Annotated in this window: 29 protein-coding genes; 19 read left to right on the forward strand and 10 right to left on the reverse strand. The window is 57.5% G+C overall.

Annotated features, from left to right (window positions below; all coding sequences use genetic code 11):
* Position 1: 1 nt before the first annotated feature.
* The 8 genes from EPO34_03635 to EPO34_03670 all read left to right on the forward strand — a co-directional run bounded on the left by EPO34_03635 (position 2) and on the right by EPO34_03670 (position 6,730).
* Positions 2-292 (forward strand): hypothetical protein, encoded by a 291-nt coding sequence (locus EPO34_03635; protein ID TAK04211.1) that lies wholly within the window; start codon positions 2-4, stop codon positions 290-292.
* A 4-nt stretch (positions 293-296) separates the two neighbouring features.
* The gene (locus EPO34_03640) at positions 297-1,382 is read left to right on the forward strand and encodes a hypothetical protein (GenBank protein TAK04212.1); all 1,086 of its coding nucleotides are present in this window, start codon (positions 297-299) and stop codon (positions 1,380-1,382) included.
* Between the two features lie 9 nt (positions 1,383-1,391).
* Positions 1,392-1,577: a hypothetical protein gene (locus EPO34_03645; GenBank protein TAK04213.1), complete on the forward strand. Its 186-nt coding sequence runs from the start codon at positions 1,392-1,394 to the stop codon at positions 1,575-1,577.
* 34 nt (positions 1,578-1,611) lie between these two features.
* Entirely contained in the window at positions 1,612-2,130 is a 519-nt protein-coding gene (locus EPO34_03650) for a hypothetical protein (GenBank protein ID TAK04214.1), read from the forward strand.
* Positions 2,131-2,307: 177 nt separating this feature from the next.
* A complete protein-coding gene (locus EPO34_03655) occupies positions 2,308-3,348 on the forward strand; it encodes a DNA cytosine methyltransferase (GenBank protein ID TAK04215.1) in 1,041 nt (346 codons plus the stop codon).
* A 12-nt stretch (positions 3,349-3,360) separates the two neighbouring features.
* The gene (locus tag EPO34_03660) at positions 3,361-4,416 is read left to right on the forward strand and encodes an NgoFVII family restriction endonuclease (GenBank protein ID TAK04216.1); all 1,056 of its coding nucleotides are present in this window, start codon (positions 3,361-3,363) and stop codon (positions 4,414-4,416) included.
* Positions 4,417-4,422: 6 nt separating this feature from the next.
* Positions 4,423-6,315, forward strand: coding sequence for a restriction endonuclease (locus tag EPO34_03665; protein TAK04217.1), 1,893 nt, complete (start codon positions 4,423-4,425; stop codon positions 6,313-6,315).
* A 1-nt stretch (position 6,316) separates the two neighbouring features.
* Complete coding sequence (locus EPO34_03670) at positions 6,317-6,730, forward strand: very short patch repair endonuclease (protein ID TAK04218.1); 414 nt, start codon at positions 6,317-6,319, stop codon at positions 6,728-6,730.
* On the opposite strand, the gene EPO34_03675 is transcribed toward EPO34_03670, so the two are convergent.
* The 7 genes from EPO34_03675 to EPO34_03705 form a co-directional block, all read right to left on the reverse strand.
* Positions 6,628-7,692: an ATP-binding protein gene (locus tag EPO34_03675; GenBank protein ID TAK04219.1), complete on the reverse strand. Its 1,065-nt coding sequence runs from the start codon at positions 7,690-7,692 to the stop codon at positions 6,628-6,630. The genes EPO34_03670 and EPO34_03675 overlap by 103 nt on opposite strands.
* Before the next feature lie 12 nt (positions 7,693-7,704).
* On the reverse strand, positions 7,705-8,286 hold the full coding sequence (locus tag EPO34_03680; GenBank protein ID TAK04220.1) for a hypothetical protein: 582 nt from the start codon (positions 8,284-8,286) through the stop codon (positions 7,705-7,707).
* Entirely contained in the window at positions 8,184-8,573 is a 390-nt protein-coding gene (locus EPO34_03685) for a hypothetical protein (GenBank protein ID TAK04221.1), read from the reverse strand. The genes EPO34_03680 and EPO34_03685 overlap by 103 nt, the downstream gene beginning before the upstream one ends.
* 620 nt (positions 8,574-9,193) lie before the next feature.
* The gene (locus EPO34_03690; GenBank protein TAK04222.1) at positions 9,194-10,468 is read right to left on the reverse strand and encodes a hypothetical protein; all 1,275 of its coding nucleotides are present in this window, start codon (positions 10,466-10,468) and stop codon (positions 9,194-9,196) included.
* 6 nt (positions 10,469-10,474) lie between these two features.
* A complete protein-coding gene (pnp, locus tag EPO34_03695) occupies positions 10,475-12,703 on the reverse strand; it encodes a polyribonucleotide nucleotidyltransferase (protein TAK04223.1) in 2,229 nt (742 codons plus the stop codon).
* A gap of 142 nt (positions 12,704-12,845) precedes the next feature.
* Positions 12,846-13,517: an NYN domain-containing protein gene (locus tag EPO34_03700; GenBank protein TAK04224.1), complete on the reverse strand. Its 672-nt coding sequence runs from the start codon at positions 13,515-13,517 to the stop codon at positions 12,846-12,848.
* Between the two features lie 38 nt (positions 13,518-13,555).
* Positions 13,556-13,816 (reverse strand): 30S ribosomal protein S15, encoded by a 261-nt coding sequence (locus tag EPO34_03705; GenBank protein TAK04316.1) that lies wholly within the window; start codon positions 13,814-13,816, stop codon positions 13,556-13,558.
* 286 nt (positions 13,817-14,102) lie between these two features.
* Between EPO34_03705 and EPO34_03710 the strand changes: the two genes are divergently transcribed.
* Together EPO34_03710 and EPO34_03715 are read left to right on the forward strand one after the other, a co-directional pair.
* On the forward strand, positions 14,103-14,387 hold the full coding sequence (locus EPO34_03710) for a hypothetical protein (protein ID TAK04225.1): 285 nt from the start codon (positions 14,103-14,105) through the stop codon (positions 14,385-14,387).
* Positions 14,388-14,435: 48 nt separating this feature from the next.
* Complete coding sequence (locus tag EPO34_03715; GenBank protein ID TAK04226.1) at positions 14,436-15,560, forward strand: hypothetical protein; 1,125 nt, start codon at positions 14,436-14,438, stop codon at positions 15,558-15,560.
* A gap of 55 nt (positions 15,561-15,615) precedes the next feature.
* On the opposite strand, the gene EPO34_03720 is transcribed toward EPO34_03715, so the two are convergent.
* Positions 15,616-16,494 (reverse strand): hypothetical protein, encoded by an 879-nt coding sequence (locus tag EPO34_03720; GenBank protein TAK04227.1) that lies wholly within the window; start codon positions 16,492-16,494, stop codon positions 15,616-15,618.
* Entirely contained in the window at positions 16,473-17,261 is a 789-nt protein-coding gene (locus tag EPO34_03725; GenBank protein TAK04228.1) for a hypothetical protein, read from the reverse strand. The genes EPO34_03720 and EPO34_03725 overlap by 22 nt, the downstream gene beginning before the upstream one ends.
* A 207-nt stretch (positions 17,262-17,468) precedes the next feature.
* On the opposite strand from EPO34_03725, the gene EPO34_03730 reads away from it, so the two are divergent.
* From EPO34_03730 to EPO34_03760, 7 genes are all read left to right on the forward strand, one after another.
* Positions 17,469-18,122 (forward strand): hypothetical protein, encoded by a 654-nt coding sequence (locus EPO34_03730; GenBank protein TAK04229.1) that lies wholly within the window; start codon positions 17,469-17,471, stop codon positions 18,120-18,122.
* 191 nt (positions 18,123-18,313) lie between these two features.
* Positions 18,314-19,447 carry a hypothetical protein gene (locus EPO34_03735; GenBank protein TAK04230.1) on the forward strand — a complete coding sequence of 378 codons (1,134 nt, stop codon included), beginning with the start codon at positions 18,314-18,316 and terminating at the stop codon, positions 19,445-19,447.
* A 59-nt stretch (positions 19,448-19,506) separates the two neighbouring features.
* Positions 19,507-20,370: a branched-chain amino acid ABC transporter permease gene (locus EPO34_03740; protein ID TAK04231.1), complete on the forward strand. Its 864-nt coding sequence runs from the start codon at positions 19,507-19,509 to the stop codon at positions 20,368-20,370.
* Positions 20,292-21,239: a branched-chain amino acid ABC transporter permease gene (locus EPO34_03745; GenBank protein ID TAK04232.1), complete on the forward strand. Its 948-nt coding sequence runs from the start codon at positions 20,292-20,294 to the stop codon at positions 21,237-21,239. The genes EPO34_03740 and EPO34_03745 overlap by 79 nt, the downstream gene beginning before the upstream one ends.
* The gene (locus EPO34_03750; GenBank protein ID TAK04233.1) at positions 21,236-21,994 is read left to right on the forward strand and encodes an ABC transporter ATP-binding protein; all 759 of its coding nucleotides are present in this window, start codon (positions 21,236-21,238) and stop codon (positions 21,992-21,994) included. The genes EPO34_03745 and EPO34_03750 overlap by 4 nt, the downstream gene beginning before the upstream one ends.
* A gap of 1 nt (position 21,995) precedes the next feature.
* Positions 21,996-22,718, forward strand: a complete 723-nt coding sequence (locus EPO34_03755; GenBank protein ID TAK04234.1) for an ABC transporter ATP-binding protein — start codon at positions 21,996-21,998, stop codon at positions 22,716-22,718.
* A gap of 131 nt (positions 22,719-22,849) precedes the next feature.
* Positions 22,850-23,335, forward strand: coding sequence for a hypothetical protein (locus EPO34_03760; protein TAK04235.1), 486 nt, complete (start codon positions 22,850-22,852; stop codon positions 23,333-23,335).
* A gap of 75 nt (positions 23,336-23,410) precedes the next feature.
* Here the strand turns inward: EPO34_03760 and EPO34_03765 are convergent, their stop codons facing one another.
* Positions 23,411-23,743 carry a hypothetical protein gene (locus tag EPO34_03765; protein ID TAK04236.1) on the reverse strand — a complete coding sequence of 111 codons (333 nt, stop codon included), beginning with the start codon at positions 23,741-23,743 and terminating at the stop codon, positions 23,411-23,413.
* A gap of 111 nt (positions 23,744-23,854) precedes the next feature.
* Between EPO34_03765 and EPO34_03770 the strand changes: the two genes are divergently transcribed.
* Positions 23,855-24,781 carry a hypothetical protein gene (locus tag EPO34_03770; protein ID TAK04237.1) on the forward strand — a complete coding sequence of 309 codons (927 nt, stop codon included), beginning with the start codon at positions 23,855-23,857 and terminating at the stop codon, positions 24,779-24,781.
* 37 nt (positions 24,782-24,818) lie between these two features.
* Positions 24,819-25,037, forward strand: coding sequence for a hypothetical protein (locus EPO34_03775; GenBank protein ID TAK04238.1), 219 nt, complete (start codon positions 24,819-24,821; stop codon positions 25,035-25,037).
* Positions 25,038-25,079: the final 42 nt, after the last annotated feature.

Genomic DNA, 25,079 nt, shown 5'->3' on the forward strand with positions numbered 1-25,079 from the left:
TATGCCAGAGAGCTTAATACAACTTGGTGCCGTAGCCGTACTTTTTCTCGTAGCGATACGGGAATTCTTCTCGTACCTCAAAATGCGCAAAAACGGAAACGGCGGAAACGAAGGGCATTTGAGCGAAGCAATTCTCAATGAGCTCCGCGCGATGAATTCAAACCACCTCCATTCCCTTCGGGAAACACTCGAAGAGGGCAACCGAAACCTCATCAGCACAATTCATTCCGACAACACCAAGATGATAGAAATTCTCGGCGAAATAAAAGGCAACCTTAACCAAAGAAGGTAATCATATGGAAAACCAGCAAATGTTTATGTCCGGCGCAGTCATCGACGAGCGTCCGGAATCAGAAAAAGAGAAGGACTACCGGTTCGAGGAGATCGTGGCCGCGATCAACCCCGTTAACTGGATCGAGAAGCCACGCGATCAGTGGCGCAAGTTTCCAATTTTCAATCAGGATGGTTCCGGCTCCTGCGTTGCGCAGACCGAAGCAAAAGAAATGGGAATCATGCGCTGGCTCCGCGACAAAATATACGTTCATTTTTCGGCAACAGATATTTATCAGCGGCGCAGCAACAAGCCGGCAGGCGGAATGGTGGCCGTTGATGCCCGCAACATTGCGCGCAAGGGCGTGACGCTCGAAGCGCTTGCCCCCTCGCAGGCCATGAACGACGGGCAGATGGACTCCGCAGTCATTGAGGAATACAAGCGCAAAGTCGGAGAAGTGTTTGCGGTGCCGAATTTCGTTGCACTCCCGATCCGAGACATTGATACAGTGGCATCCCTCATTCAGACCACCGGCAAGGGAGTCATGGTCTGGTTTTACTTCGAATACCGCGAGTGGACGGACACTCCGCAGGTAATGAATCCGAATCTCGACCTTTACGCTGGCAGCACTAACCGGCATTCGGTGACCGCCGTTGACTTTACCCTCGTGAACGGCAAAAAAGCACTCATCATTGAAGACAGCTGGGGCCCGACATTCGGACTCAACGGACAGCGCGTGATTACCGAGGACTTCTACAAAGCGCGCAACTGGTATGCCGGCTATCTCGTGAACTTCCAGTTTGAAGATCAGACAAAACCTCTTCCCCAGCCACAGCCGGCTCCGAATCCGAAGCCAAAATACCGATTCTCAAAACCTCTCACATTTGGCATGACAAACTCCGATGTCAAAGCGCTGCAGGACATTTTGCGATACGAGGGACTGTTCCCGCAAAACACAGCCTCAACCGGATATTACGGCGCGATCACTGCGAAAGGCGTTTATCAGTTTCAGGTAAGGCACAAAATAGCGCCAATGGCCGAACTCAATGCCCTTCAGGGCCGAAGGGTCGGAGAGAAAACAATACAAAAACTCAATGCGCTGTACGCGTAACACAAAACTATGAGCAACATCCTCAAATCTGCAAGCAAGATCGTATTCATCCTGATGGCCGTCGCAGCATGCGCCGGATTCTTCCTCGGGAAGCTCGAAGCGAAGGACTTCATGGTGCTTTCCGGCATGGCCTTCTCCTTCTACTTCTCGAATAAAGGAGAAACATCCGGCAATCTTCCCTTCGCGGGTAAATAGCCGGCTCCGGCCGGCTGGCATTAACCAGCCGCCTATGAAACGAGCGATATCTTTTGCCGTCGCTCTTGTTGCTATAGGCATACTGCTGACGGCAAACCCAAAACCCGCTGTTGCCCCGCAGGGCGCAGATACCGGCAGGAAGCCGGCATTGCCCCAATCTGCAGCCGAAGACCCGCGTAAGGCCAAAATTGAGCGCGTTGACGCATACTTTACCGAGCGAAATATGCCACTTCGTGGCTACGGATCGGAATTTGTGGAGGTTGCGGAGCGGTACGGCCTTGACTGGCGCCTTCTGCCGGCAATCGCTGTGCGCGAATCATCCGGCGGAAAGCAGGCCTGCGGAAACAATCCATTCGGCTGGGCTTCCTGCCGGACGGACTTTGACAGTACCGAAAAAGCGATCGAACATGTCGGCCTCAATCTCGGCGGAGAAAATCCCCGCACTGCTCCCTATTACAAAAACAAAACCACGCGCGAGAAGCTATGGTTCTACAATGGGACAGTAAATCCGAAGTATCCGGACGAAGTGCTAGACATTATGGAGCGATTCTGACCTTTTGATCCTGAAATGCAACATTGTAGTGCAACGTCATCATTTATGATGTGCAGCCTGTGGATAACTTTTTGAGCGTTTTTGCGGCTTAACTAGGCCGCAAAATTGCATTTTATGCCGTAGTTGAGCCGTAAAAATAGCGGCATTTTTTTCAAATATCGGGTATAATACAATTATATGCAAACAACAACTCTCCAAAAACTCAATACCACCACGAAGTCTAAGGAGAGCAAGGCCGGCAAGAAGCGCGCGCACCGCGTAGCTTCGCTATTTTCTGGCTCCGGCGGAATGGATCTCGGCTTCGAAGATGCCGGATTTGATGTCGTATGGGCAAACGACGTAAATCACTGGGCATGCGAGACGTTCCGCAAAAATTTCAAGGGCCACATCGCCGAAGGAAGCATCGTCGAAATTAAGACAGATGATATTCCCGAGTGCGATGTCATAACCGGAGGATTTCCTTGCCAAGATTTTTCTATGATATGGAAACGCATGGGGCTCAAGACCGAGCGCGGAAACCTATATCGCCATTTCGTGCGCGTAGTGGTAGCCAAACAGCCGAAAATGTTTGTTGCCGAAAATGTGAAGGGTCTTTTGAGTGCCAACAAAGGAAAGGCGGTCAGACAGATCGTTGACGATTTCGCAAAAGCTGGATATAAGGTAGATGTCTACCCGATTAACTTCGCCAACTACGGCGCCCCGCAGCTCCGAGAGCGCGTGCTTATTATCGGTGTGCGGAAAGACCTCAATAAGGAATTCGTGCTTCCGAAGCCGACGCACACTCCACAAACGTATGTCACTGCGAAAGAAGCCCTGAAAGATGTAGAGAGGGTGCAGCTCAACAATGAGCACCAGAAAATTGAGCCGAGCACGATCGCAAAACTAAGAATCATTCCTCCGGGCGGAAACTTTTCAGACATACCAAAAAATTCGCAGCACTATGTGAAGGGCATGATCTCGCACGTATACCGGCGCTTGCATCCGGACAAGCCTTCAACTACGATCATTGCCGGCGGAGGTGGCGGAACATGGGGCTACCACTACAGCGAACCGCGCCCCCTGACAAACCGCGAGCGCGCCCGCCTGTTTGGCTATCCGGATAATTTTGAATTTGTCGGGTCGATAACCGAAGTCAGAAGGCAGATCGGAAACTCGGTGCCCCCTGCGGGCATTAAACCGATAGCCCGGGCAATCAGGAAATTTTTAGACGAACTATGATTTTTACATCGCATGAAACTCCTATATTCGAACATAAGCCCCTGCAAATATAGCAATTCTTCATTCAGCGAAGCATTTGAAAACGGGGTAGTAGGTTCAGACAACATAAAAATAGCCACTGGCTTTATAACGGAAGAATCATTGCTGGAGCTTAAATCCATCCTGCTTTTTTATTTTGAGGAGCACAAAGTCAAAACCTGCAGCCTTGTGATCGGCATGCACGGACGGGAGGGATTCACCCGACCCCAATACGACGCAGCCATAGACCTTGCCAATTTTCTGAAAGAAAAAGAGATCGGCAAAGTGTATGTTTGCACAGCCTTCAAATATCACGGCAAGACATACGTGTTCCGCAAAAACGGCGTGCCGGCGCCTATCTCTGCAATGCTCGGATCATCAAATCTCGGCAACCTCCTCGACAACCGGCAATGGGAAGTAGATGCCCTGTTTACAGAAGGAGGCGTTCTCGAAGAGCTGGACACGCTGCATGACGATCTGATCGCCAAGGCCTCTCGCGATATTCTTGAAATGCCAACACCGGCGACTTTTATTGAAAGAAAAGGACTTCTGGAAGACATCATTGATGTTGAAAAGGCGAACAATGACGAATACGGCAGAATCGATGAGTCCGCCACAACAGGACGGGTCTTTGATATTCCCCTCAAAACGGAGCCAAAAAGCAATCTCAATGTGTACTTCGGAAAAGGCAGGTTCGCCAGAGCAACCGGAGCAGTGCGCCCACGGCATTGGTACGAAGTCGAGCTTGTTGTCTCGAGAGAGATTACTGCTGCAGACGGATATCCAAAGCCTGATTCAGTGATCAAGGTTCTTACTGACGACGGCTGGCGGTTCAAATGCAAAATTCAGGGCGACTACGGAAAGAATTTCAGGTCGGAGGGCGACCTGAAGATACTCGGCCGCTGGATAAAAGGAAGGCTGGAGCGGACTGGATGCCTGAAAGTCGGCCAGCCGGTAACAGACGAAGTGCTGCAGCAATATGGTCGGAGCACTATCTCCCTAAAAGAGACAAACGATCCGGACACATGGCTTCTCGACTTTTCGGTATAAAACAATATGAGCGCTTACTTAGACAACTACCTCAAACGCGTGGGCGAGGCCAAGGGGCCGCGTCTTGTTGATGCGCTCAAAAAAAGTGCGGAGGAATTCGCAGAAAAGCACATCGAAACATTTGACTACAACAGCCACATTTCCGGCCTCCTTTACGGCCATGTACAGAGCGGGAAAACCGGGCAGATGCTCGCGATCGCTGCTGCAGCCGCCGACAAGGGCTTCAAATTTTTTGTACTGGTAACGACTGACAACGTGCTGCTGCACAAGCAGACACTCGAGCGCGCCAAAACTTTCCTCGGCGGATTTATGGCCGGCTTCAATGTGCTTGGCGAAATGGACGAGGAGGCATTTATTACGCGCGGGCTGCAAATGCCGACAATTATCGTGCTCAAAAAGAATTCAAGCGTGCTGAAGACATGGGCGAACAACATAAGCAGCAATGCGCTTTATAAAGACGAGCCACTGTTTTTGCTCGACGACGAGGCAGATGCATCAAGCCTCAACACCAAGGTGAACCAGCATGAGCAGAGCACCATCAATTCACTTTTAGAAAAAATCAGCCGTCAGGCGCCGTCAGGAATGTACCTGCACGTTACCGCCACGCCACAGTCGCTTGTCCTTCAGATTTCAAATTCAAACTGGAAGCCACAATTCTCTTTTTATCTACCGCCGGGCGAAGGCTACCTCGGAGGCGATTTCTTCTACGGAGAGGAATCAAAGAATCTCATAGAAACGGAAGACAACGAGCGGGACGATCTCTTGAAAGCCGAGCATGTCCCGATCGGCCTGCGCAAAGCAGTTCTCCATTTTCTTATTGCATCCTCTGATCTGTTTCTTACCAAAGAGAAGCCTGTTTGCAGCATGCTTATACATCCGGGTGCGCGCATCAGCGAACATGCAACGGTGCGGACTAAAGTCGAGAAATTTCTCGAGGGCGTAAAAAATGACCTTATTGCCAATTCGCAGACGCTGGAATTTGATCTGCGAGATGCATGGCAGGATTTCTCAAAAACAAAGGACGGAATAAAGAGCTTTGAGGATGTAATGAAATTCCTCCGCTCTGGCATGCCAAGCGTCAACATTGTGGTGCTCAACTCAAAGACGCCAGAGGGAGCAGTCTACGACAAAGGCCTAAACATCGTAATCGGAGGCAATACTCTCGGCCGTGGCGTGACTTTTCCAGGCCTGCAGGTTGTGTATTACTGCCGAAGCGCCAAAACTCCGCAGGCCGACACTTATTGGCAGCATGCGCGCGTCTTCGGCTATGACCGCGATCCCGGGCTATGCCGAATCTTCAGCCCCAAGCCGCTGATAAAGCTCTTCCGCGAACTGAATGATGCAAACAATGCGCTCTTTGAAACACTCCGGCAGAAAGGCCCGCAGGCAGTCAGCATTTTAAGCCCCGCCGGCACCAAACCGACCCGCATGAGCGTGGTGCTCCGCGAAGACCTGATGATTGTGGCCGGAGGCGTGAATTACTTCCCGCTGCTTCCAACCTCAGCGAACCTGACAGAGATAGACAAGGAGCTGGGAGCAAAGGATGACGAGCGCGACATCTCGCTTGATGAGGCAGAAAAACTTCTGCGACTGGCGGGTGTTGAAAAAACCGACCTATGGAACCAGCATTCATTCCCTGACTGCATTGAGACGCTCCGAAAAAACAACGTCAAATACGACTGTCGTCTGATTGTCCGCACCGAAAGAAGCATCAGCAAAGGCACGGGAACCCTCCTCTCGCCGACTGACCGCGAGATTGGTGCACAGCATGAAGATCGGCTCGTTCTGACCATGTACCGCCTCAAAGGAGAGGCGAGCAAAGGCTGGCAGGACAAGCCCCTGTGGGTGCCTAACATAAAATTCCCGAACGGCACTTATTTCTACTATCAGCTGAAATAAAATGGCAGACAAGCATACAAAAATTCAGAGGTCAAAAAACATGGCCTCGATACGGAGCGTGGGAAATAAGAGCACCGAAATGGCTCTTATTTCTTTATTGCGCCACAACAAGATTACCGGCTGGAGACGGCACAGCAAGAAAGCAGCCGGCCGACCGGATTTTATTTTCCATAAACAAAAAATAGCCCTCTTCGTAGACGGCTGCTTTTGGCACGGCTGCAAAAAACACTGCATTATGCCCAAGAGCAACCAGAAATACTGGGAACCGAAGATCGCCCGCAACAAAGCCCGCGACAAGGCCGTTAATCGGCACTATAAGATCGCTGGATGGCAAATACTAAGAATGTGGGAGCACGACATGAAACGTCCCGAGAAAATGCTCCTGAAACTTACCGCGATATTGGCCGGTAAATAAGCCACCTGTAATGCACACCAATTCAGAAACAGCACGCCGCGGTGCGCGAGCGTCACCTCGCCCGGCCGCGGATTCGCTCCGCCTCCCACCAGGGCGACGGCGCTCGCGCTGTGATGGGGGGTACGGAATGGCCGCTGCCGCATGAGTGCGTTGCCCGCCAGCATCCCGGAGACCGATGCGATGGTGGTCGCCTCGATCGCTTCCTCGCTCGTGAGTGGCGGGAGCAACCCCGGCAGGGCGCGGGCAAGAAGGGTCTTCCCCGTGCCAGGCGGGCCTTTCATGAGGAGATTGTGGCCCCCCGAGGCCGCGATTTCCAGCCCCCGCTTGGCATATTCCTGTCCACGGATGTCCGAGAAATCCACCTCGCATGGCGCAGGAGGCTTCGGGGGGAGCGGTTCGGACCTCTGGAGCGTCGAAATGCCGGTGAAGTGGTCCACCAAGGCGCTCAATGAATGGACGCCGAACACCTCGATGCCGTCGACCAGGGCGGCTTCCGGGGCGTTTTGCGACGGGACGAACATCCGCCTGAGTCCGCGGCTTGCCGCCATGCGCGCGGCGGCCAGGATGCCGTGCACCGGCCGCACGCTCCCGTCAAGCGCCAGTTCTCCAAGGATGACGGCATCCGAAACAGGCGGGCAGGTAAGGTCGCCGCTGGCGAACAGCATGGAAATGGCAACGGCAAGGTCGAAGAGCGGCCCCTGTTTCTTTACGTCTGCCGGAGCGAGGTTCACGGTGATGCGCGTGCGTGGGAAGGAGAACCCCGCGTGCTTGATGGCGGCGCGGATGCGGTCGCGCGATTCCTTTACGGTCGCATCCGGAAGCCCGACCACGTTGAAATTAGGCATCCCGAACGAAATGTCGGTCTCTACCGTCACGGGAACGGCGTCGATGCCGAGGATGGTGGCCGAAATGACCTGTCTCATAGGAGAAAAACAAAACCCCCGCCGGATGGCGAGGGTCATGTGATTGATTGACTATAGGATACCCGATGCGGGAGCCGTTGTCAAGTCGCGCGGCGGCCTCCCTCCACTCAACAGAAGCCCTCCGACCCCCGCGACGATGAGGATGTCGCACAGGTTGATCGCCAGGCGCCCGAACAGCAGCACATAATCGACCGTGAACCCGTAGGCGAGGCGGTCGAACAGGTTCCCGGCGGCCCCAAGCAGGATGATAACGGCAAAAAGGCTTCCCATCGGCCGGCGCACCCTTGATGTCCAGGCAAGACGCACGAGAAAGGCGGCGATGATTCCCGTGGTCACGAGGATAATCGGCATCCTGAACGGAAGGTCGAAGGCAATCCCGAAATTCTTATGGACGACGAGCTCCACGAGCCTCGGATGCGCAATCGCCTCATCGCCTGGGAGCGCCTGGAGCGCCCACGCCTTGATCCATTCGTCGGTGACGACCACGGCCGCCGTCCCAAGGACGGCGAGTGCACGAGCGATGCCCGGCTTCACATCTCCTGGGTAAGCGTTTTCTTGCACTGGATGCACGAGGTGGAGGTCGGCCTGGCGATGAGACGACGCTCGTCGATGGGTTGCTTGCAGTACTTGCACGTGCCATAGGTCCCCGTATCCACCAGCTTCAGGGCTCCCTCCACATCGCGAAGTGCCTTGACCAGTTCATCTTCGAGGGACAAGTTGTCGCTGAATTGAGCCACTTCTGAAGCGTTTTCATCCTCCGCATCGCCGGAGTTCGGGAAATCCGCCGTGTATTCCGTTTTAGCCGCTTGCGGGTTGCGGTGGGCGAATTGCCCAAGTTCATGCTCAAGACGAGCCTTCTCCATCACCAAAAGTCCTTTCATTTTGTCGATGAATGCAGCATCCATAAAGTCAAAAATCATCTAACTTTAGCACCTTTTAATAAAATATCACCCTTTAAGGGTGTTGGCAAACGGAACCAGGGGATGTTCCGAAAAAAAGTGAGAGGGCGTGACCCCTATAGGAAAATATGGGCTGCCCTCTCTGAGAGTGGACGGCTGAATGGGGCGAGCTCGTTTGAGCTCCGGGTTCCGCGCCGGACGGAACCGGATCGGGACTCGAAGCACAAACGAACATCTACCGGCCATGGAGCCAGAGTGTCCAACGCACCTCTCTACCATTCAGTGGTCTTATCCGCAGACGGCTTCCGAAAAGGAAGACCGTATGATGGGGCGGACGGGCCGAGATACTGATCTCGTTACCGAGATTTCGCATCGGAGCAGTAGAGAAGCGGGATGGCCTGCGAAAGTTCGCAGGCGCCGTGGGGCAGCGCATGCTTGTTGGGACCTTCGCAGGGTCTCCCAATGGTTGGGTGGGAGGTTGGGGAAGGAGCGTGTCGGGTACTGCTATAATCTACCATGAATAAAAGTTTGTGTCAAAGGATTGTTATTCAGCTCTGTTGAGCTAAGGAAGTAAGAAATAGTCCCAATGGTCAATTTAGGTTATCCACATTTACACCCAGTTGTACACGAGTTATCCACATTTAATTGCAAAAAGTAATCGTTGTCTGCATCCAATTATTGTTCACGGAAACACTAGCAAATTCACGTGCAAGCTCTGAAAGGACAGATGGTTGGATGGTGTCTGGGAACATCGCAGATAAGCCTACAAGGGCCGGAAGATCCACGAACAGAACATTCCCACCACAGGCCGTTTGGCTTCGTGGAGATTCCGTTATCCACGACTGAAGCAGATCAGGATCGTTGCTAAAAAGGATGTTCCCCCTATCTTCCGTGGTTTGAAGGATTGTTCCGTTACGTACAAGGACCCCCAAAACCTCATGTCCTGCCATGACGACGGACTCCACCGTGGTCTTCCCAGGGTCCGCAATGATTTCACTTGCCTTCGTATTGTCAGGCAGCAGCCAGTCTTTCGTCGTCGGGGATTGCATGGCGGCCGAAAGACGCAATACGTCCTGCGCGGCAAATCCATCAAGCCTTGATTTTTCAATTGAAAACAGATACCGATCGTTCTTCCCAAGAAGGATGGCTCCCGGCCCGGATGTCCAGGTCGAAATCGACTCCGCCTCTGGCCCTCGCAGAGGGACTCCAAGCTGGGAAAGAGATGGAGAAAGCCAACGAAGGTCTAGATTTGGCAACAATGGTGTAGCCACATAGGCAATAATTCCTTCGTAAGCCGGAATGGACATGCTTGGCAAACCCTTTGGGAGAAAGCGGATTTCAAGCGATGCGTCTCGTGTTACATACATCGTGCCGACAAGGTCGTCCGCAGTAGAAAACGAACCGATATCGCGTGATCCGCTCCATGCAGCGGGAGGAATGTTCCACGCGCGACGAACAGGCATCCCATGGATCGGTTGTGGTTGGTCAGAAAGGAGAAAGACATGGCGTTTTATCCGTTCCACCACGATTCCTTGGGAATCAAGTGCTGCCATGGGCATGTGGCGGTCGTCCGAGCGAACCGCAAGAGACCGCCTGCCGTCAGGACCGAAGAAAATGGCAAATTCACCTTGGACGAACGGTCGAATGTCCAAAACGGTCAGCGAGCGATTGGAAATGAGGGGGAAGGCCCCAAGCGTCCGCCCCATCACGTCCCAGCTTCCCCCTCGAGGGGTGAATCGAGCCACGGCGATTGTCCCTTCGGGCGCGGCTGCGGATAGGGTGTCACGGCCGAACCACGCCCCGGAAACCCCCCACGTCATGGCAAAACACAGGACCGCCGCCATGATGCGCCACGAAACAACCCGCCGATGGCGGGTTGTTTGGCTTGTCCCAAGCTGGATTCCGAGGTTTTTCATGATTCGTTACGGTCGCCGGGGCCCGTTCCCGAAGCCTGGGCGTGCCGGCGGACGGGTCGACGAGCCGCCCATGGCACTTTCGGGCGGTTTCTCTGGGTAGACGTTCCCCTCCGCCTGCTTCATGGACAGGTTTATGCGGCCAAGGTTGTCGATCTCCGTCACCTTTACCTGCACCTGCTGGCCCACCTTCACGATATCACCAGGTTCGTTCACGCGCCAAGGGGCCATTTCACTCACATGGACAAGCCCCTCCTGTTTTGGCAGGAACTCCACGAACGCCCCGAAGTTCATGAGGCGCGTGACCTTTCCTGCGAACGTTTCCCCCAACTTTACCTCCCGAGTGAGGTTGTGGACCCAGGCTAGGGCCTTTTGGGCCGCCTCGGCATTCACGGAGGTGATCATCACCAGGCCGTCGTCCTCGATGTCGATGCTTCCGACCCCGGTCACCGCGATGATCTCGTTGATCATCTTACCGCCCGGGCCGATGACCGCGCCGATCTTTTCCGGGTTGATCTTGAGCGTGATGATGCGCGGGGCGTACGGTGACAGCTCCGCGCGGGGCGCGGCGATCGCCGAGAGCATCGCGGCGAGGATGTGAAGACGCGCTTCCTTGGCCTGGCCGAACGTGACCTCGATGACGTCCTTGGTGAGGCCGTCGGTCTTGGTGTCCATCTGGATGGCCGTGACCCCCATGGCGGAGCCGGCGATCTTGAAGTCCATCCCCCCCGCGCCGTCCTCGAGGTCCTGCAGGTCGGTAATCACCTTCCATCCGCCCTTGCCGTCGGTGGCGAGCCCCATGGCCATGCCGGCGACCGGCGCCTTGAGGGGAACGCCCGCCGCCATGAGCGCGAGGGTCGCTCCGCAGGTGGAGGCCATCGAACTCGAGCCGTTCGATCCAAAAACCTCGCTCACGGCGCGGATGGTGTACGGGAAGCTTTCCTTTTCCGGCATCATGCCCGCGAGCGCCTTTTCCGCGAGCGCGCCGTGCCCGATCTCGCGCCGGCCCGGGCCGCGCATGGGCTTCACCTCTCCCACCGAGTAGGGGGGGAAGTTGTAGTGGAGGAAGAAGCGCTTCTTCTCCACGTGCTCCATGCCGTCGAGCTCCTGGGCGTCGCCAGGGCCGCCGAGGGTGACGGTCGCGAGCACCTGCGTGTCGCCGCGCTTGAAGTGCGCGCTGCCGTGCACGCGCGGGAGCACGTCCACCTCGCACACGAGCGCGCGCACGTCGCGGATCCCGCGTCCGTCCACGCGCTTGTCCTCATGCAGGATGGCGAGCGACACGGCCTCCTCGACCACCTTGCCGATGATGCCGGTGCCGTACTTCACGTCATCCCCTTCCACTCCCTGTTGTGACAGGAACGCCTCGGTGCGCTTCTTGATTTCCTTTTTCTGTGCGGCACGTTCCACCTTGCTGGCTCGCGGGGCGCCGAACATGAGCTCCTTGGTGGCCCCATGGATGAACGGGCGGGCCATTGCCTCGACCTCCGCGCGACGGGCGTTCTTGGCCGCTTCCACATCGGATTTCGGGGCGAATACGTCGCGCTTTTCCTTGCCGCAAGCCGCGCGCACTTCCTCGATGAGCTTGATGGGCGCCCCCATGTGCTTCATGCCGAACCAGAAGCCGCCGAGCACCACTTCCTCGGTCGCTTCCGTGGCGCTCGCCTCCACCATGATCACCTTCTCGGAGGTGCCGGCGAACTGCAGGTCGAGGTCGGATTTCTTGCGCGCCTCATAGCTCGGGTTCAGGACCCACTCCCCACCGATCGATCCCACGCGCACGCAGGCGATGGGGCCCCTCCAGGGGATGTCGCTCATGTGCAGGGCACAGGAGGCGCCGATCAAGCCAAGCACGTCCGGATCGTTCTCCCCGTCGAAGGAAAGGCAGGTGACGACCACCTGGATGTCGGTGCGGATGCGGTCGTCGAACAGCGGGCGGACGGCGCGGTCGATGGCGCGGCCCACGAGCACGGCCTCGTCGGTGGGTCGGCCTTCTTTCTTGATGAACCGGCTCCCCTTGATGCGGCCGGCCGCGTACAGGCGCTCCTCGTATTCCACCATGAGAGGGAAGAAATCCATCCCTTCGCGTCCGGAGTCGCTCATGACGGCCGTGGCGAGCACGATGGTGTCGCCGTAACGGACGGTGCAGGAGCCGCTGGCCTGCGTGGCATACTTGCCGGTCTCGATGGTGAGCGTCTTGCCTCCCCACTCGGCGGAGAATGATTTCACCTCTGGCATAACGAATTTGTCCTGTCCGGACGGGAGGCATCGAGCACCAGCTCGATTTCTCTGAGTCCGGACGGGAATATGGGCACGAGCCCTTAGCGATTAGCCTTTAGCCACTAGGGTTTCCTAATGGCTAACAGCTAACGGCTGATGGCTAGAACGATAGTCGGCGGCGACGGCGCTCCTCCTGGGTCGCGGCCGGACGGGCCGGCTTCTTGCCGCCGGGCATCACGCCAGGACCGCCGACCCCTTCCGGGCTGTCCGTCGAGCGCTCAAGCGCCACGCGCACGTCTTCCTGGGCCTTGGCGCTCTTCAGGCGCATGCCGCCGAGCAGGTAGCGCTTCTTGTCGTCGGAGAGGTTCACGAACCGGTCGGCGGCCTCCACCGACTTGCTGGAAGAGGTCTCGCGGAACCCCATCACCTCCACGATGCGGCCGCGGTTCTTCGCGTAATCGATGAGCGGCTCGAAATCGCCGTCGCCGGACACGATCACCACCACGTCGAGCATGTCGAGCATGCGGATCACGTCCACGGCGAGCCCCACGTCCCAGTCCGCCTTCTTCTGGCCGCTCGTGTACTCCATCAGTTCCTTCTGGCGCAGCTCGATTCCCTCCTTTTGCAGCGCCTCGAAGAACGGCTGTTCCTCCTGGCCCTTCGTGCTCACCACGTAGGCGGTGGCGCGGATGAGGCGGCGGTCGGCCACGGCGTCTTCCACGATGTTCTTGAAATTCACCTTGCTCCCGAACAGGTAGCGGGCGCTGTAGTACATGTTCTGCGTGTCGATGAACACGCCTACGCGTTGGTCCGGATGTTGCGAAGATGCCATAGGACGAGCAAGCCCCCGCACGAGGGCGGGGGTTTGCCTTACTTCAATTCAAGTTCTTTCTTGAGCTTGTCGGACGCCTTCGCGTCCTCGCGTTCGAGGTACTTGAGCAGGCGTCGGCGCTCGTTCACCTTCTTGATGAGCCCGCGGCGGCTCGAGTAGTCCTTCTTGTGCTCCTTGAGGTGCTTGGTGAGCATCCCGACCTCGCTCGTGAGGATCGCGATCTGCACCTGCGGGGAGCCGGTGTCGGACGCGTGCGTCCGGAACTTCTCGATGATCTTCTGCTTGGCCTTCACGTCCATCATATGCGTCGCGACCGTCCGAGAAGGGGTTGCCGACCCGCTTCCAAGACCGGCGCCTAAAGGATTTAATGCGTTGAGACTACCAGGAGCAGCCTGTCTCGTCAATGCCGAGACCGCCTTAGGGCTTGACGGGATCGGGAAAAACGGGTAGGATTTTCCGTTGCGTGGAAGGAGGTATCCCATGGAAGTCTCCCGCGACGGAACGCTCGTTCATCTCCTGTTCCGGCAGACGACGATTCAGCATATAGCCCTGCCCTTTTCAGCCCATTCGATGCAGACGGCGGCCGTGGCATTCGTCGCACCGGAAGGCTATGCGTTCGCCGACGGCCTGGAGGCGCTGCGCGACGCCAAGCTGAGTCTGCTCCTCCCGGACGGGTCTGCGTACCGCTGCAGGCTCGACGTCGCACAGCACAGCGCGGACCGGGTCGGCGGACGCCGTCGGGCGTTCGGCCTCATCTCCACCCCCCTGCCTCCGTTCAGGGATCTCCCCAAGGACACCGTGGTGCTCCTTGAGGATCGGCAAGGGACGATGCGGTTCTTCCCTTTCGAACGGCTGCGCAAGACCGGGTGACGACCGCCGCCTCTACAAGCCGGCGGCTTTTCTTTATACTGCTCCCATATGGCCGATCGCGAATCTTTTTCCTACGCCCCGTCTACCGAGGAACCGACGAAGAACGAGCTGCCGAAAGAAGCCGCCGTCATTCCTGCCGTTGAGGAAGTAACGAAGGCGGGCGCCGTTCCGGAAATCTCTCCCGAGGTCATTCGGAAGGAAGCGGCGGAGCTCGTAAGGGAGAAAGCAAAGGGAGAAGAGAAGCCCGCCCTGCCTCCTAGGCCTGAACGGACGATGGAAGACGATGAATTGGAAGAGCTCGGGAAGGTCATGCATGACGCCATCATGGGGAAACATCGCGAGACGGCTTCCGTGGAAGCCGGGAATCCGAAGTTGCCGGGGGAAGCGCGCATGGCCATGACCCTGGCCGTGCGAGACATGGCAAAAGAGCTGATGTCGAAGCTGGACCAGAAGGACCAAAGGCGGCTTGAGCTGGCACAGGCGCTCGTGAAGAACGCCGAGGAGATGGCGAGTCTCGGCACGGTTATCTGGTTCGACAAGGGCGCAAAGGTGCCGGCGGACCTGGACGCGAAGGTGGAGGAGATCAGGGCCCGATTCGCCGCAGAAGAACAGGCGAAGGAACAGGCAATCGAGGCGGAACGCGCAACGCCCGAATACCAGGCGCGACTCGCCTCCCAACAGAGAGAGATGGATGAAATAGTGTCGGAGTTGCAAAAAAAAGGAAAACAAAGCCTTTCTGAAAAAAAGCTTCTGAAGCATTTGGGAAGACCGTCGGAAGCGGAAGGGATCGCGAAGGGCATCCTTGAGCAAAAACCGGCAGGCCCCACTGAAGCGTTGATGGATGAGCTTGAGTCGAGGCCCGCGGCAACTCCCCTCGCCGAGGTGGGACCAGAAGACAAGACGTTCGTTCCAGAGAAACCGTTTTTCGGTGAGTCGACGAAGATCTCAACGCTCCCGACGGAGACGGTGGACGAACAGCAGGCGCGCATTCGCGCGGACGTGGAGGCACAGGACGTAAACCGCGTCTTCGGCGCCGTTCAAGGAGAGCGATCGATGGACGCGGGGAAGGTCCCACGAGGCGTGGAAATGATGACTCGGGCCATGGACGCGATGGAGGGAAAGGAAAATGAACCCGAAGAGGACGAGGAGAAACCGCAAACGAAGGCCGCTTAGCGCGGAGATCAAAACTCCCCCGACACGGCGTCGGGGGAGTTTCGTTTCCATGAGCCTAGAGCGCCGCGTCGACAGCCGCTTTCACGCTCTCGAACGGGAGCGCGCCGCGGATTTCCTGGATGGAGCCGTCCGAGCCGATGACGAACGAGCCCGGGGTGCCGGAGACGCCGGCCGTGGCGCCTGATGCGGCCTGGGCGCGGATCTTGGCGAGGGCCCTGTCGGAGGAAAGGCAGGTGTCGAACTTGCCCTTGTTGAGCCCGAGGTCGGCGGCGATCTTCGCGTAGGTCGCGGCGCCCAGCACGGCCTGGTTCTCGATGAGCTTGTCGCCATACTCCCAGAACTTGCCCTGCTCGCCCGCGCACTCGGCAGCCTCGGCGGCCGGCTCGGCCTCCGGATGGAACGAGAGCGGGAAGTGACGGTACACCCAGCGGACTTCGCCGGCGTACTCGGTCATGATTTGCTGCATGGTGGGGTGGAAGCGGGCGCAGAACGGGCACTGGAAGTCGGAGTATTCGACGATGGTCACCTTGGCGTCCTTGTCGCCGCGGATCCAGTCGTCGTCGCTCACGGGCGGGACCGGACCTGCCGTGTCAGCCGGGAGATTGCCGACGTCGGTGGGCGCGGCAGCCACCGTGGTGCCGGCGCTGGGGAGCTCGCAGGTGCCCTTGAGCAGGCATCCGCCGAGCAGGAGGAATCCGAGCGTGCCTAGCGAGAGCACGGCCGTGACCATCCCAAGGCCGAAGGCGGTCTTCGGGGGGAGCGTGTCGAGGAACCCACCTTCGCCGTGGCTTCGGCGGGCTGGCATCACGGGGGGCATGTGTCCGGTCTCCATAGGTGTGGATAATTCGTTGCGAATGAGGGCATGGTAACACATCGCCCTCGGATGCAAAGCGTTGCGAGGAAATGTCGGTTTTAAGTCTTCGCGCCGGCCCATGCGAGGTCGAACGCCATACGCATCATTCCCGCGATGGTCGGATCCTCGATGATGATGCCAATGAGGACATTTTCGTGGAAATTGATGATGGAAACGCCGTTTTTCCCGAATACGGTGATTTCGGCATTGTATGGGAACGATTCAGCCGGGACGTATCTGGCCTGAACGAAGAACTTTTTGGCCACTTCGTCGTACACGTTCTTGTTGTAGCTTCGGCTGAATGGGGTGTCGGGAAAGATGGCGCGCGTGGTAATGCCGAGTTTTTCCTTCCGCTCCACGTATCGCTCGACGAATTTCGGCGGGAGGACCTTCATCAAGTCCTCGACATTGCTGTACGCCAGCATCTCGTACGGCTGCGGCTGGTTCACGTGCTCCTCATAGACGGCGATTACGCCCTCGATCCCCTCGAAGAACCGCACACGAGGTTTGTTGGGCGTCTGCGAAAGAAGCCCTTCAAGCTCGGGCATGATTTTTTGTGCAAAGGCGTACTGCTCTTCCGCAAGTGCAATCTGCTTTTTTGCGTACCCCTTCAAACGCGCCGGATCCTCGACTTGGTAACACAGCTTCTTGTTGCGCTCGATTTCCGTGACTAAGCCATCGAGCCGCAAGGTTTCCAACACGTTATAGACCGTGCTGCGGTTCAATTTGGTCGTTTGGGCGATTTTAGAAGGATAGGCCAATCCAGCTTCCAAAACAGCCGCATATACGGCCGAGGCCTTGTCGGACAACCCCGCTTTTTTGAGGTCGGCAATGAGAGAGGGATTCATACTGATTTTAGACTACCAGCTTCTCCAAATTTTGTCAATCTAAACCCACAAAAATAGACCATTAAGAATAAATTGGCTGACTTTAGATAAAATAATAAATCAGAGTTGGGATTATGGATTGACAAAAGTATCAAAATATGATAAGTTGTTATCAACGATGAGGAGAGAGACTCGTCGTTAGAACCATCAAAACACAGGAGAGCGAAGATGAAGATTCTCGTGATTGAAGATAAGGAAATCCACCAGAATTCTGCCCGCGAGACCCTTCAGGGCCACGATGTCACCATCGTCGGATCGTACGACGAGGCGGTGAAAGCCATCCGCGAGCCGTATCCGTCGAAGCCCCTCGAATTCGACGCGGTGCTCACTGACATGAATCTGCCGATGAGCAAGGAGACGTTGACTCCGGATGTCTTCAAGGCCGACGAGCAGGTTCCCTACGGCCTCGTGCTCGCGTTGATGGCGGCCCATCGTGGCGCGAAGTTCGTCGCCATGGTGACCGACACCAACCACCACAAAGGCGCCATGAGCGCGGCGCTCGACTGCCTTGGCCCGAGTTACTACACGGACGAATACAGTGAAGGCATGATCAAGCGCTTCGAGATCAATGGTTGCAAAGCCGTGTTCGTTCATGCTCCGTTCCTGACGGATTCCTATCCTGACTCTGGTTGTCCCTGCGAGGATGGGTTGTGTAGCATTTGCCGCGGGACGTTGATGTCCTACGGCAAACCGTGTCGGTGTACGGAAGATGATCAAAATCAGGCCGGAAAATGCTACAGCTGCCACGGGACCCTCAAATATACGCGGGAGGTTAAAGAGCGGAAGGATTGGGGCAAGGTGCTTTCCTATCTCAAAGGATGATCTCACACGAGGAGGAGACTGGTTCTCAGTCTCCTCCCCTCAAATCAGCGCCTCAAGCAATCCCGCTTGAGCCCTGACAGAGGAAATTCCCGTATACCCGGACATTTCTATTTCCTGTTTACATTCATGACACATTGCTTGTGCTCAAGAGACGCTTTAGATAATCTATGCGTAATTGACATAATCCCTTTATGAATCGCCATGGCATTCAGGCAATCGGGGTCGCGGCATGTCTCCTGCTTACCGGCGCGGGCTGTACGAGCTATTTCACCACCGCCCCCGCACGACAAGTGAGCGATCAGGGTCCGATTAAGATCGGTTTCATCGGTCCGTTGACCGGCGACGTGGCTTCCATCGGCGTCATCGCCCAGGCGGGGGCGCAGGTCGCCCAGGACGAGATCAATGCCGCTGGTGGCATCAATGGGCGTCAGGTGCAGGTGATTTTTGAAGACGGCAAATGCAATGCCGCCGCGGCGACGGATGCGGCGAACAAGCTCATCAACGTGGATCGTGTGGCGGCGATCAGCGGCGGGCTGTGCTCGACGGAAACGTCGGCGTTCGGTCCGGCGGCCATGCAGAACAAGATGCCGGTGATTTCGTATTGTTCTTCCGCTCCGACCCTGACCGGGCTCGGCAAATATTTTTTCCGCACCTATCCGTCCGACGCGTTCCAAGGGACATTCGCGGCCGAATACGCCTACAACACCCTGCGCGCGCGAAAGGTTTCGATCCTGTATCATGTGTCTGACATCGGGAATGGCCTTAAGGACAGGTTCACGGCCCGATTCCAGGAACTCGGTGGCCAGATCGCGGGCGTCGAAGGTTCCGCCCAGGACAACAAGGACTACCGCACGCAGCTCGCCAAGGTGAAGGCCTCCAATCCGGACCTGGTGTACGCGCCGATGTACCCGGACGGCGGGACGGCGATGGTGAAGCAGTATGCGGAACTCGGATTGAAGGCGAAGATCCTCGCCATTGACGCCTGGGCCGACCCGAAGCTCCAGCAGGCGGTAAGCGGGAAGGCGGACATCCAGTACGTCGAGGTCGTCATGCCCACGTCTGAGGAATTCAATGCCAAAATCCTTGAGAAGACGAAAGGGACTGACGTCACCGTCTGCGGTTCACAATCCTATGACACCATGAAGATCCTCGCCCAGGTGATCGGGCAGGTCGGGACGGACCCGGACAAGATGGCGGATGCCCTGCACAAGGTGGATTACCAGGGTGCCTCCGGCCACGTCAGTTTCGACCAGAACGGGGATCTCACCACCGCCCAATATCTCATCAAGGAAATCGTTGGCGGCAAGGGAGTGCCTGTCGAATAAGGATCGACTTCGACGGCAGAGAGCACGGGACATCCCGTGCTCTCTGCCTGTCCGCGCCTATGGAAGCGGCCGCACAGGTCATCATAAACGGGATCATCGCCGCCGGCATGTATGCGATCATGGCCATGGCGTTTCATCTGGTGTACGGCGTTGGCCGATATTTCCATCTGGCCTTGGGCGCCTTTGCCTTGGTCGGCGGCTATGCCATGTTGTGGTGTTTGCGCGCATCCTGGCCGATCTGGATCGCCATGATCGTGAGCATTCTTGTCGCAGGGATGGTCGGATGGGCCTGTGACAGGTCCGTCTTTCGCCCATTACGAGCTCGTCGAGCATCGCCGCTCGTATCGATAGTGGCTTCCCTGGGGCTTCTCATATTTCTCCAGGCGATTCTGGCGCTTTCTTTCAGCGTGGAGTTCCGATCCTACCCCGTGACATTGTTTGAAGGGTCTCTTGAGATGGGCGGCGGCGTTATCACCTGGACGCAGCTTACGATCGTCGTGTCTGCCGTCGCCTGTTTCGCGGCCCTGCGCTTGTTTCTCACGAGGACGAAATACGGATGCGCGGTCAGGGCCGTGAGCGACGACGTCGAAGTTGCAACCATGATCGGGATCGACGTGGAGCGCGTGATGGGACTTGTCGCTTTTTTGGCCGCATGCCTTTCCGGGCTTGCCGGAATCCTGACCGGCTTTGATCTCGGCCTTCAGCCTACCATGGGCCTGGCCCTGATCCTCAAGGGAGCCGTTGCCGGCGTCATCGGAGGCCTCGGGACGTTGAACGGCGCCCTGCTCGGGGCCGCGTTCCTGGGCGTCCTCGAAAACGTCGGGATCTGGTTCATCGCGAGCCAATGGAAGGATACCATCACCTATGGGGCGCTCATCGTCTTTTTGGTTGCTCGTCCGCGCGGCATCTTGTCGAAACGCTGACTATGGACTTTCTCCTCCATGTCATGACCATTTCCGCGATCTTCGGGATTTTGGCGTTGGGATTGAACATCATCGTGGGCAATACGGGATTGATCTCGGTAGCGCATGCGGGATTTTTCGGCATCGGAGCCTATGCGGCCGCAATCACGATGACGCTGTACCACGCCGGCTTCACGACCGCACTCTTCTGTGGGATCGTCGTCGCCGGGGTCACGGCCCTTCTCACCGGTCTCTTGTTGAGCGGCTTGAGAGGCGATTATTTCGTGCTGGGGACCTTGGGGTTCAATGCCATCGTATACGGCGTCATGTTGAATCTGGATTCCCTCACGCGCGGACCGCTCGGCATCCCCGGCATCCCCCGACCGGCCCTGTTTGGCATGACCCTGCTCCAGCCGTTCCCGTACTTCCTGTTCGTGCTGTTTTTTCTGGTCCTGATCTCGCTCGTCTTTTCGTACGTCACTCGTATGCCGTTCGGCCGCGTGCTCAAAGCGATCCGGGAGGACGAGGAGGCCTTGCGGGTGTTCGGCTACCGCGTCCTGCGGTTCAAGCTTGCCGCGTTCGTGCTCGCGGCCATGATCGCCGCGGTCGCCGGGGCCCTCTACGCGACCTATATCCGTTTCGTGGATCCGTCCGCGTTCGTCGTCCTGGTTTCCGTGAACGTGCTCGTGATGATCATTCTCGGCGGCCTTGCCACGCTTCGCGGCTCGATCGCCGGGGCGGTCATGTTCATCGGCCTGTATGAGAGCGTTCGATTCCTCGGGTTTTCGCCCGACACGGCCGGACAAATGCGAGAAGCCGTCGTGGGCCTCATGCTCCTCCTCTTGATGCTGTTCCGACCGCGCGGCCTGTTCGGCGAATTCAAGCTATGATGCGCCCCGTATCCAATGGGAATGCCGCCGTTGAACTCCGGACGCTCTCCAAGCGTTTCGGCGGCGTTCATGCCTTGAACCGCCTGTCGCTCGGGATTCGCCGCAGCGCGATTACGGGAATCATCGGGCCGAACGGTTCTGGAAAAAGCACGCTCGTCAACCTGCTGACGGGCCTGCTCGTGCCGACGTCAGGCACGATTGCCATTCATGGGCTGGTCGTCCCGCTGCCGCTGCGCCCGTCTGACCTGCCAACCTACGGACTCACGCGCACGTTTCAGGACGTTCGTATCTTCGAGCAGATGAGCGTGATGGATAATGTTCTCGTTGTGTTGACGCCGCGTGGCGTCTGCCAATCGCTGCTCCGCCGATTGCCGCACGCCTCCCTCACCCGTGCGCAGGCCGTGCTCACCCGAGTCGGGTTGTGGGAGAAACGGACGGAGCTGGCCAGCCGCTGTTCGTACGGGCAGCGCAAGCTGTTGGAAATCGCTCGCGTGCTCGCCATGGACGCGGACATCTATCTTTTTGACGAACCGTTCGCGGGGTTGTTTCCGGAGAAGATCAAAGAAATATCAGGCCTATTCAGGGAATTGAAAGCCGCGGGAAAGACGGTCGTGCTCATCGAGCACAACATGGGCCTCATCCGCGAGCTGTCCGACGAGCTGATCGTCATGGATGCCGGGGAGCTCCTGGCCCAAGGCACGGCGGACGCGGTGCTTTCGCGCCGCGACGTCGTCGAGGCGTATCTGGGGGATTGATATGACAAGGGATGTATTGCTCCGCCTTGAACACGCCACCGTCGCCTACGACAAGCTCCCGATCCTTGAGGATGTTTCGGTCGCTCTGGACGAGGGGGAAATCGTTGCGCTGATGGGACCGAACGGAGCGGGAAAGTCTACCGTGCTCAAGACGATTTTCGGGATGACGCGGTTGCTGGAGGGTACGGTGCGTTGGCATGACGCGCCGTTCCATCCCCTGCCCCACCGGGCCGTAAGAATGGGAATCGCCTTCGTTCCGCAGGGTCGGCGGGTGTTTCCCAGCCTGAGCGTTGAGGAGAATTTGGCAATCGGCGCATTCACGGTCGACGACCGCCAGGAAGCGCATCGTCGCATGGAGGAGGTGATGGGATCATTTCCCGTGCTGCGTCAGAAGCGACACGACCCGTCGGGCACGCTCTCGGGCGGGCAGCAGCAGATGCTCGCGATCGCGCGCGGCCTCATGGCGGATCCCAAGGTATTGCTCCTGGACGAACCTTCACTCGGCCTTTCACCAAAACTGGTTAAGGAAGTTTTTGCCATGATCCAGGAAATCAACATCCGCCACAAAACCGCAATCATGGTCGTGGAACATAATTTGAAGTCCTTGTTCGACATCGTCGACCGAGCCTACTTGCTCGATCGCGGTCGCGTGGTCGCTCATGGGGATCCAGGGGAGATACGCAAGAGCGGCATGCTGGAGAAGATTTTCATGGGGAAAGGATGATTTTCGAGATAACAGACGGCGTTTTCTAAAGGATCATCCCAAAGCGGCCAGCCCTCCTGGCCGCTTTTGCTTTCACGCGAACATGGGAGGTTCAACCTCCCAAATCTAGTGTATCCTTATCGTAAGAACCTATGTCGATGGAAACCAAAGGCCCTGGGCAGGAGGTCATCACGCCGGACATGGAGGCGGCGAAGGCGCGAGTCATCTCGTATTTGAATTCCGGCAAGGCGGATAACGCAAAAAGAGTAAGCGACGCGGCCGGGCTGACACCTGAAATATTGCAATCTCAAGAGATCCGAGATGCCTTGAAGAGGCAAATTGTCGAGAATTTTTCTTGGGGCATCTTACACGTCGCTGCTGACCAGCAAGCGATGTTCCCACTGCCCGAGAAGGAATATCTCGCGGCGGCCCTGGAAGGGACGATTGACGCGCTATCCAACGGGCACATTGACAAGATCGAATTCATCAAGAGGACCGAGCCGGATTTTCCCAAGGACCTCCTTCAGTCCGCTGAGCTTAGGGCCGCGGCCGAGAAAGGGGTCGAGGTGCTGGTCGCGAAGGGGGAGTCGAGAGCCCGTGCCGAGGAGATGGTCCGCCAGCTGTTCGAAGAGAAATAGTCAGCGGAGACGGCCAGGAAACTCTCCTGGCCGCTGATCCATTGTTCCATACGGAACAGCTAATCTTCATTCCGCTCACGTCCGAATGATGCCGGAACGGGAGGCGGATTCGCCCTGTTCCGACCTGCCCAGCTCATACAACTGTTCCGCGCGCGCCGCGACCTTCTTTTCGATGAGCATCGCGATCGATTCCTCGGCGGCGCCGGCCCCGAGCTCCTTTACCGACTCCTCACGTTTGCGTGCCAGGAAATCCTCGTTCTTCTTCAAGGAATCGATATTGCTTTGCACGGCCATGAGCATCTCGGGATCCTGGATGACCGGGTTTCCCTCCACGCGACCCGGCGCCCCCTTCCCCTTCTTGAACTGCGGACTAAGCGTGTCCTCCCCCCGGCGGTTGATTCCCCACATAACGACGGTCTTATGAACAAAAATATCTTTACCCCCATTTTCCTCCATTGAAATCGTCCGTACAAGGCAAAAGCGACATGAAGGAGCGAAGCGTCGTATAATGGAGAGACTATGGCAAAGCTCTCTCGGCTCATGACCGATTTCCTGGAATACCTGGAAGTGGAACGTGGAAGGAGCGCGCGCACCATCCGCAATTACGATTTTTACCTGCGCCGATTCGCGGGATGGTCGAAGAACGTGGATCCGTCGCGTATCACCAAGGAACAGGTGCGCCAGTACCGCTTGTGGTTGAATCGTGAATTGCCTGGACGCGAAGGCGGCGTCATAAAGAAGAACACCCAGAACTATCATCTCATCGCGCTCCGGACGTTCCTCAAATATCTTTCTCGTCGCGACATCCCTTCCCTCGCCCCGGAGCAGATCGAGCTGTCAAAGCAAGCGGCGCGCGAGGTGGCGTTCCTTGAGACGGATGAACTGTCGCGCATGCTCGCGATTCCCCGTCAAGAGGCCGAAGGACTCATCGCCCTGCGCGATACGGCCATCCTCGAGATGCTGTTTTCCACCGGCTGCCGCGTGTCCGAGCTCGCGAGCCTCAAGATCGAGCAGGTAAACCTCAAGCGCGACGAGTTCACCGTGCGCGGCAAGGGCGACAAGCTGCGCGTGGTGTTCCTCTCTGACTCCGCCAAGGCCGCGCTCGCGGCCTATCTCGGCGCCCGCCGCGACCCCAGCCCGTCCCTGTTCGTGAGCCACGACCGCGCGAAAGGCGGCCGCGCCGAATCCGGCCCGCTCACGCCGCGCTCCATCCAGCGCCTCGTGGAGCGCTACGCCAAGGCCGCGGGGATCACGAAGAAGATCACCCCGCACACGCTGCGCCACACCTTCGCCACCGACCTGTTGCTCGGCGGCGCAGACATCCGCGCCGTGCAGTCCCTGCTCGGCCACGCCTCGATCACGACGACGCAGGTGTACACCCACATCACCAACAAGACGCTCAAGGACGTGCACAAGAGGTTCCATGGGAAATCGCGCGAGGGTTGACGCGAAGCGCGCGCGAGGGTAGCATCGGCTTCGCCGCATGAAGCCAGGAGCCGCCATGTCCGTTTCCGACGACGCCCACGCCGACCTGCCCGTTCCTTCCTCCCCGCCCGCCCGCCACCCGCACGATTTCATCTCTCCGGTCATCCGTTCGCTCGACCCGGAGGCGATCCTTGCCCGGATGACCGAGGCGTTCGCGACCCCCGACACGTACCTCGAGCTCGAGACCCCTCCGTTCCTCCCAGGCCTGCGCGCCTGACGCTTCGCCGCGCGCCCTTCCTCCGGACGCGCGTTTTTCATT

The sequence above is a fragment of the Patescibacteria group bacterium genome, assembly GCA_004297215.1.
Classification (GTDB): domain Bacteria; phylum Patescibacteriota; class Patescibacteriia; order UBA9934; family GWF2-40-263; genus 2-01-FULL-63-20.

Bases quoted from the DNA above. Each gene is read 5' to 3' on its own strand.
- EPO34_03760 (TAK04235.1), top strand. From the start codon at position 22,850: ATGTCGATGGAAACCAAAGGCCCTGGGCAGGAGGTCATCACGCCGGAC.
- EPO34_03730 (TAK04229.1), top strand. From the start codon at position 17,469: ATGAAGATTCTCGTGATTGAAGATAAGGAAATCCACCAGAATTCTGCC.
- EPO34_03725 (TAK04228.1), bottom strand. From the start codon at position 17,261: ATGAATCCCTCTCTCATTGCCGACCTCAAAAAAGCGGGGTTGTCCGAC.
- EPO34_03735 (TAK04230.1), top strand. From the start codon at position 18,314: ATGAATCGCCATGGCATTCAGGCAATCGGGGTCGCGGCATGTCTCCTG.
- EPO34_03650 (TAK04214.1), top strand. From the start codon at position 1,612: ATGAAACGAGCGATATCTTTTGCCGTCGCTCTTGTTGCTATAGGCATA.
- EPO34_03655 (TAK04215.1), top strand. From the start codon at position 2,308: ATGCAAACAACAACTCTCCAAAAACTCAATACCACCACGAAGTCTAAG.
- EPO34_03690 (TAK04222.1), bottom strand. From the start codon at position 10,468: ATGAAAAACCTCGGAATCCAGCTTGGGACAAGCCAAACAACCCGCCAT.
- EPO34_03765 (TAK04236.1), bottom strand. From the start codon at position 23,743: ATGTGGGGAATCAACCGCCGGGGGGAGGACACGCTTAGTCCGCAGTTC.
- pnp (TAK04223.1), bottom strand. From the start codon at position 12,703: ATGCCAGAGGTGAAATCATTCTCCGCCGAGTGGGGAGGCAAGACGCTC.
- EPO34_03660 (TAK04216.1), top strand. From the start codon at position 3,361: ATGAAACTCCTATATTCGAACATAAGCCCCTGCAAATATAGCAATTCT.
- EPO34_03640 (TAK04212.1), top strand. From the start codon at position 297: ATGGAAAACCAGCAAATGTTTATGTCCGGCGCAGTCATCGACGAGCGT.
- EPO34_03670 (TAK04218.1), top strand. From the start codon at position 6,317: ATGGCAGACAAGCATACAAAAATTCAGAGGTCAAAAAACATGGCCTCG.
- EPO34_03720 (TAK04227.1), bottom strand. From the start codon at position 16,494: ATGGGCCGGCGCGAAGACTTAAAACCGACATTTCCTCGCAACGCTTTG.
- EPO34_03675 (TAK04219.1), bottom strand. From the start codon at position 7,692: ATGACCCTCGCCATCCGGCGGGGGTTTTGTTTTTCTCCTATGAGACAG.
- EPO34_03740 (TAK04231.1), top strand. From the start codon at position 19,507: ATGGAAGCGGCCGCACAGGTCATCATAAACGGGATCATCGCCGCCGGC.
- EPO34_03745 (TAK04232.1), top strand. From the start codon at position 20,292: ATGGAAGGATACCATCACCTATGGGGCGCTCATCGTCTTTTTGGTTGC.
- EPO34_03645 (TAK04213.1), top strand. From the start codon at position 1,392: ATGAGCAACATCCTCAAATCTGCAAGCAAGATCGTATTCATCCTGATG.
- EPO34_03705 (TAK04316.1), bottom strand. From the start codon at position 13,816: ATGGACGTGAAGGCCAAGCAGAAGATCATCGAGAAGTTCCGGACGCAC.
- EPO34_03635 (TAK04211.1), top strand. From the start codon at position 2: ATGCCAGAGAGCTTAATACAACTTGGTGCCGTAGCCGTACTTTTTCTC.
- EPO34_03775 (TAK04238.1), top strand. From the start codon at position 24,819: ATGAAGCCAGGAGCCGCCATGTCCGTTTCCGACGACGCCCACGCCGAC.
- EPO34_03750 (TAK04233.1), top strand. From the start codon at position 21,236: ATGATGCGCCCCGTATCCAATGGGAATGCCGCCGTTGAACTCCGGACG.
- EPO34_03770 (TAK04237.1), top strand. From the start codon at position 23,855: ATGGCAAAGCTCTCTCGGCTCATGACCGATTTCCTGGAATACCTGGAA.
- EPO34_03700 (TAK04224.1), bottom strand. From the start codon at position 13,517: ATGGCATCTTCGCAACATCCGGACCAACGCGTAGGCGTGTTCATCGAC.
- EPO34_03665 (TAK04217.1), top strand. From the start codon at position 4,423: ATGAGCGCTTACTTAGACAACTACCTCAAACGCGTGGGCGAGGCCAAG.
- EPO34_03685 (TAK04221.1), bottom strand. From the start codon at position 8,573: ATGATTTTTGACTTTATGGATGCTGCATTCATCGACAAAATGAAAGGA.
- EPO34_03755 (TAK04234.1), top strand. From the start codon at position 21,996: ATGACAAGGGATGTATTGCTCCGCCTTGAACACGCCACCGTCGCCTAC.
- EPO34_03715 (TAK04226.1), top strand. From the start codon at position 14,436: ATGGCCGATCGCGAATCTTTTTCCTACGCCCCGTCTACCGAGGAACCG.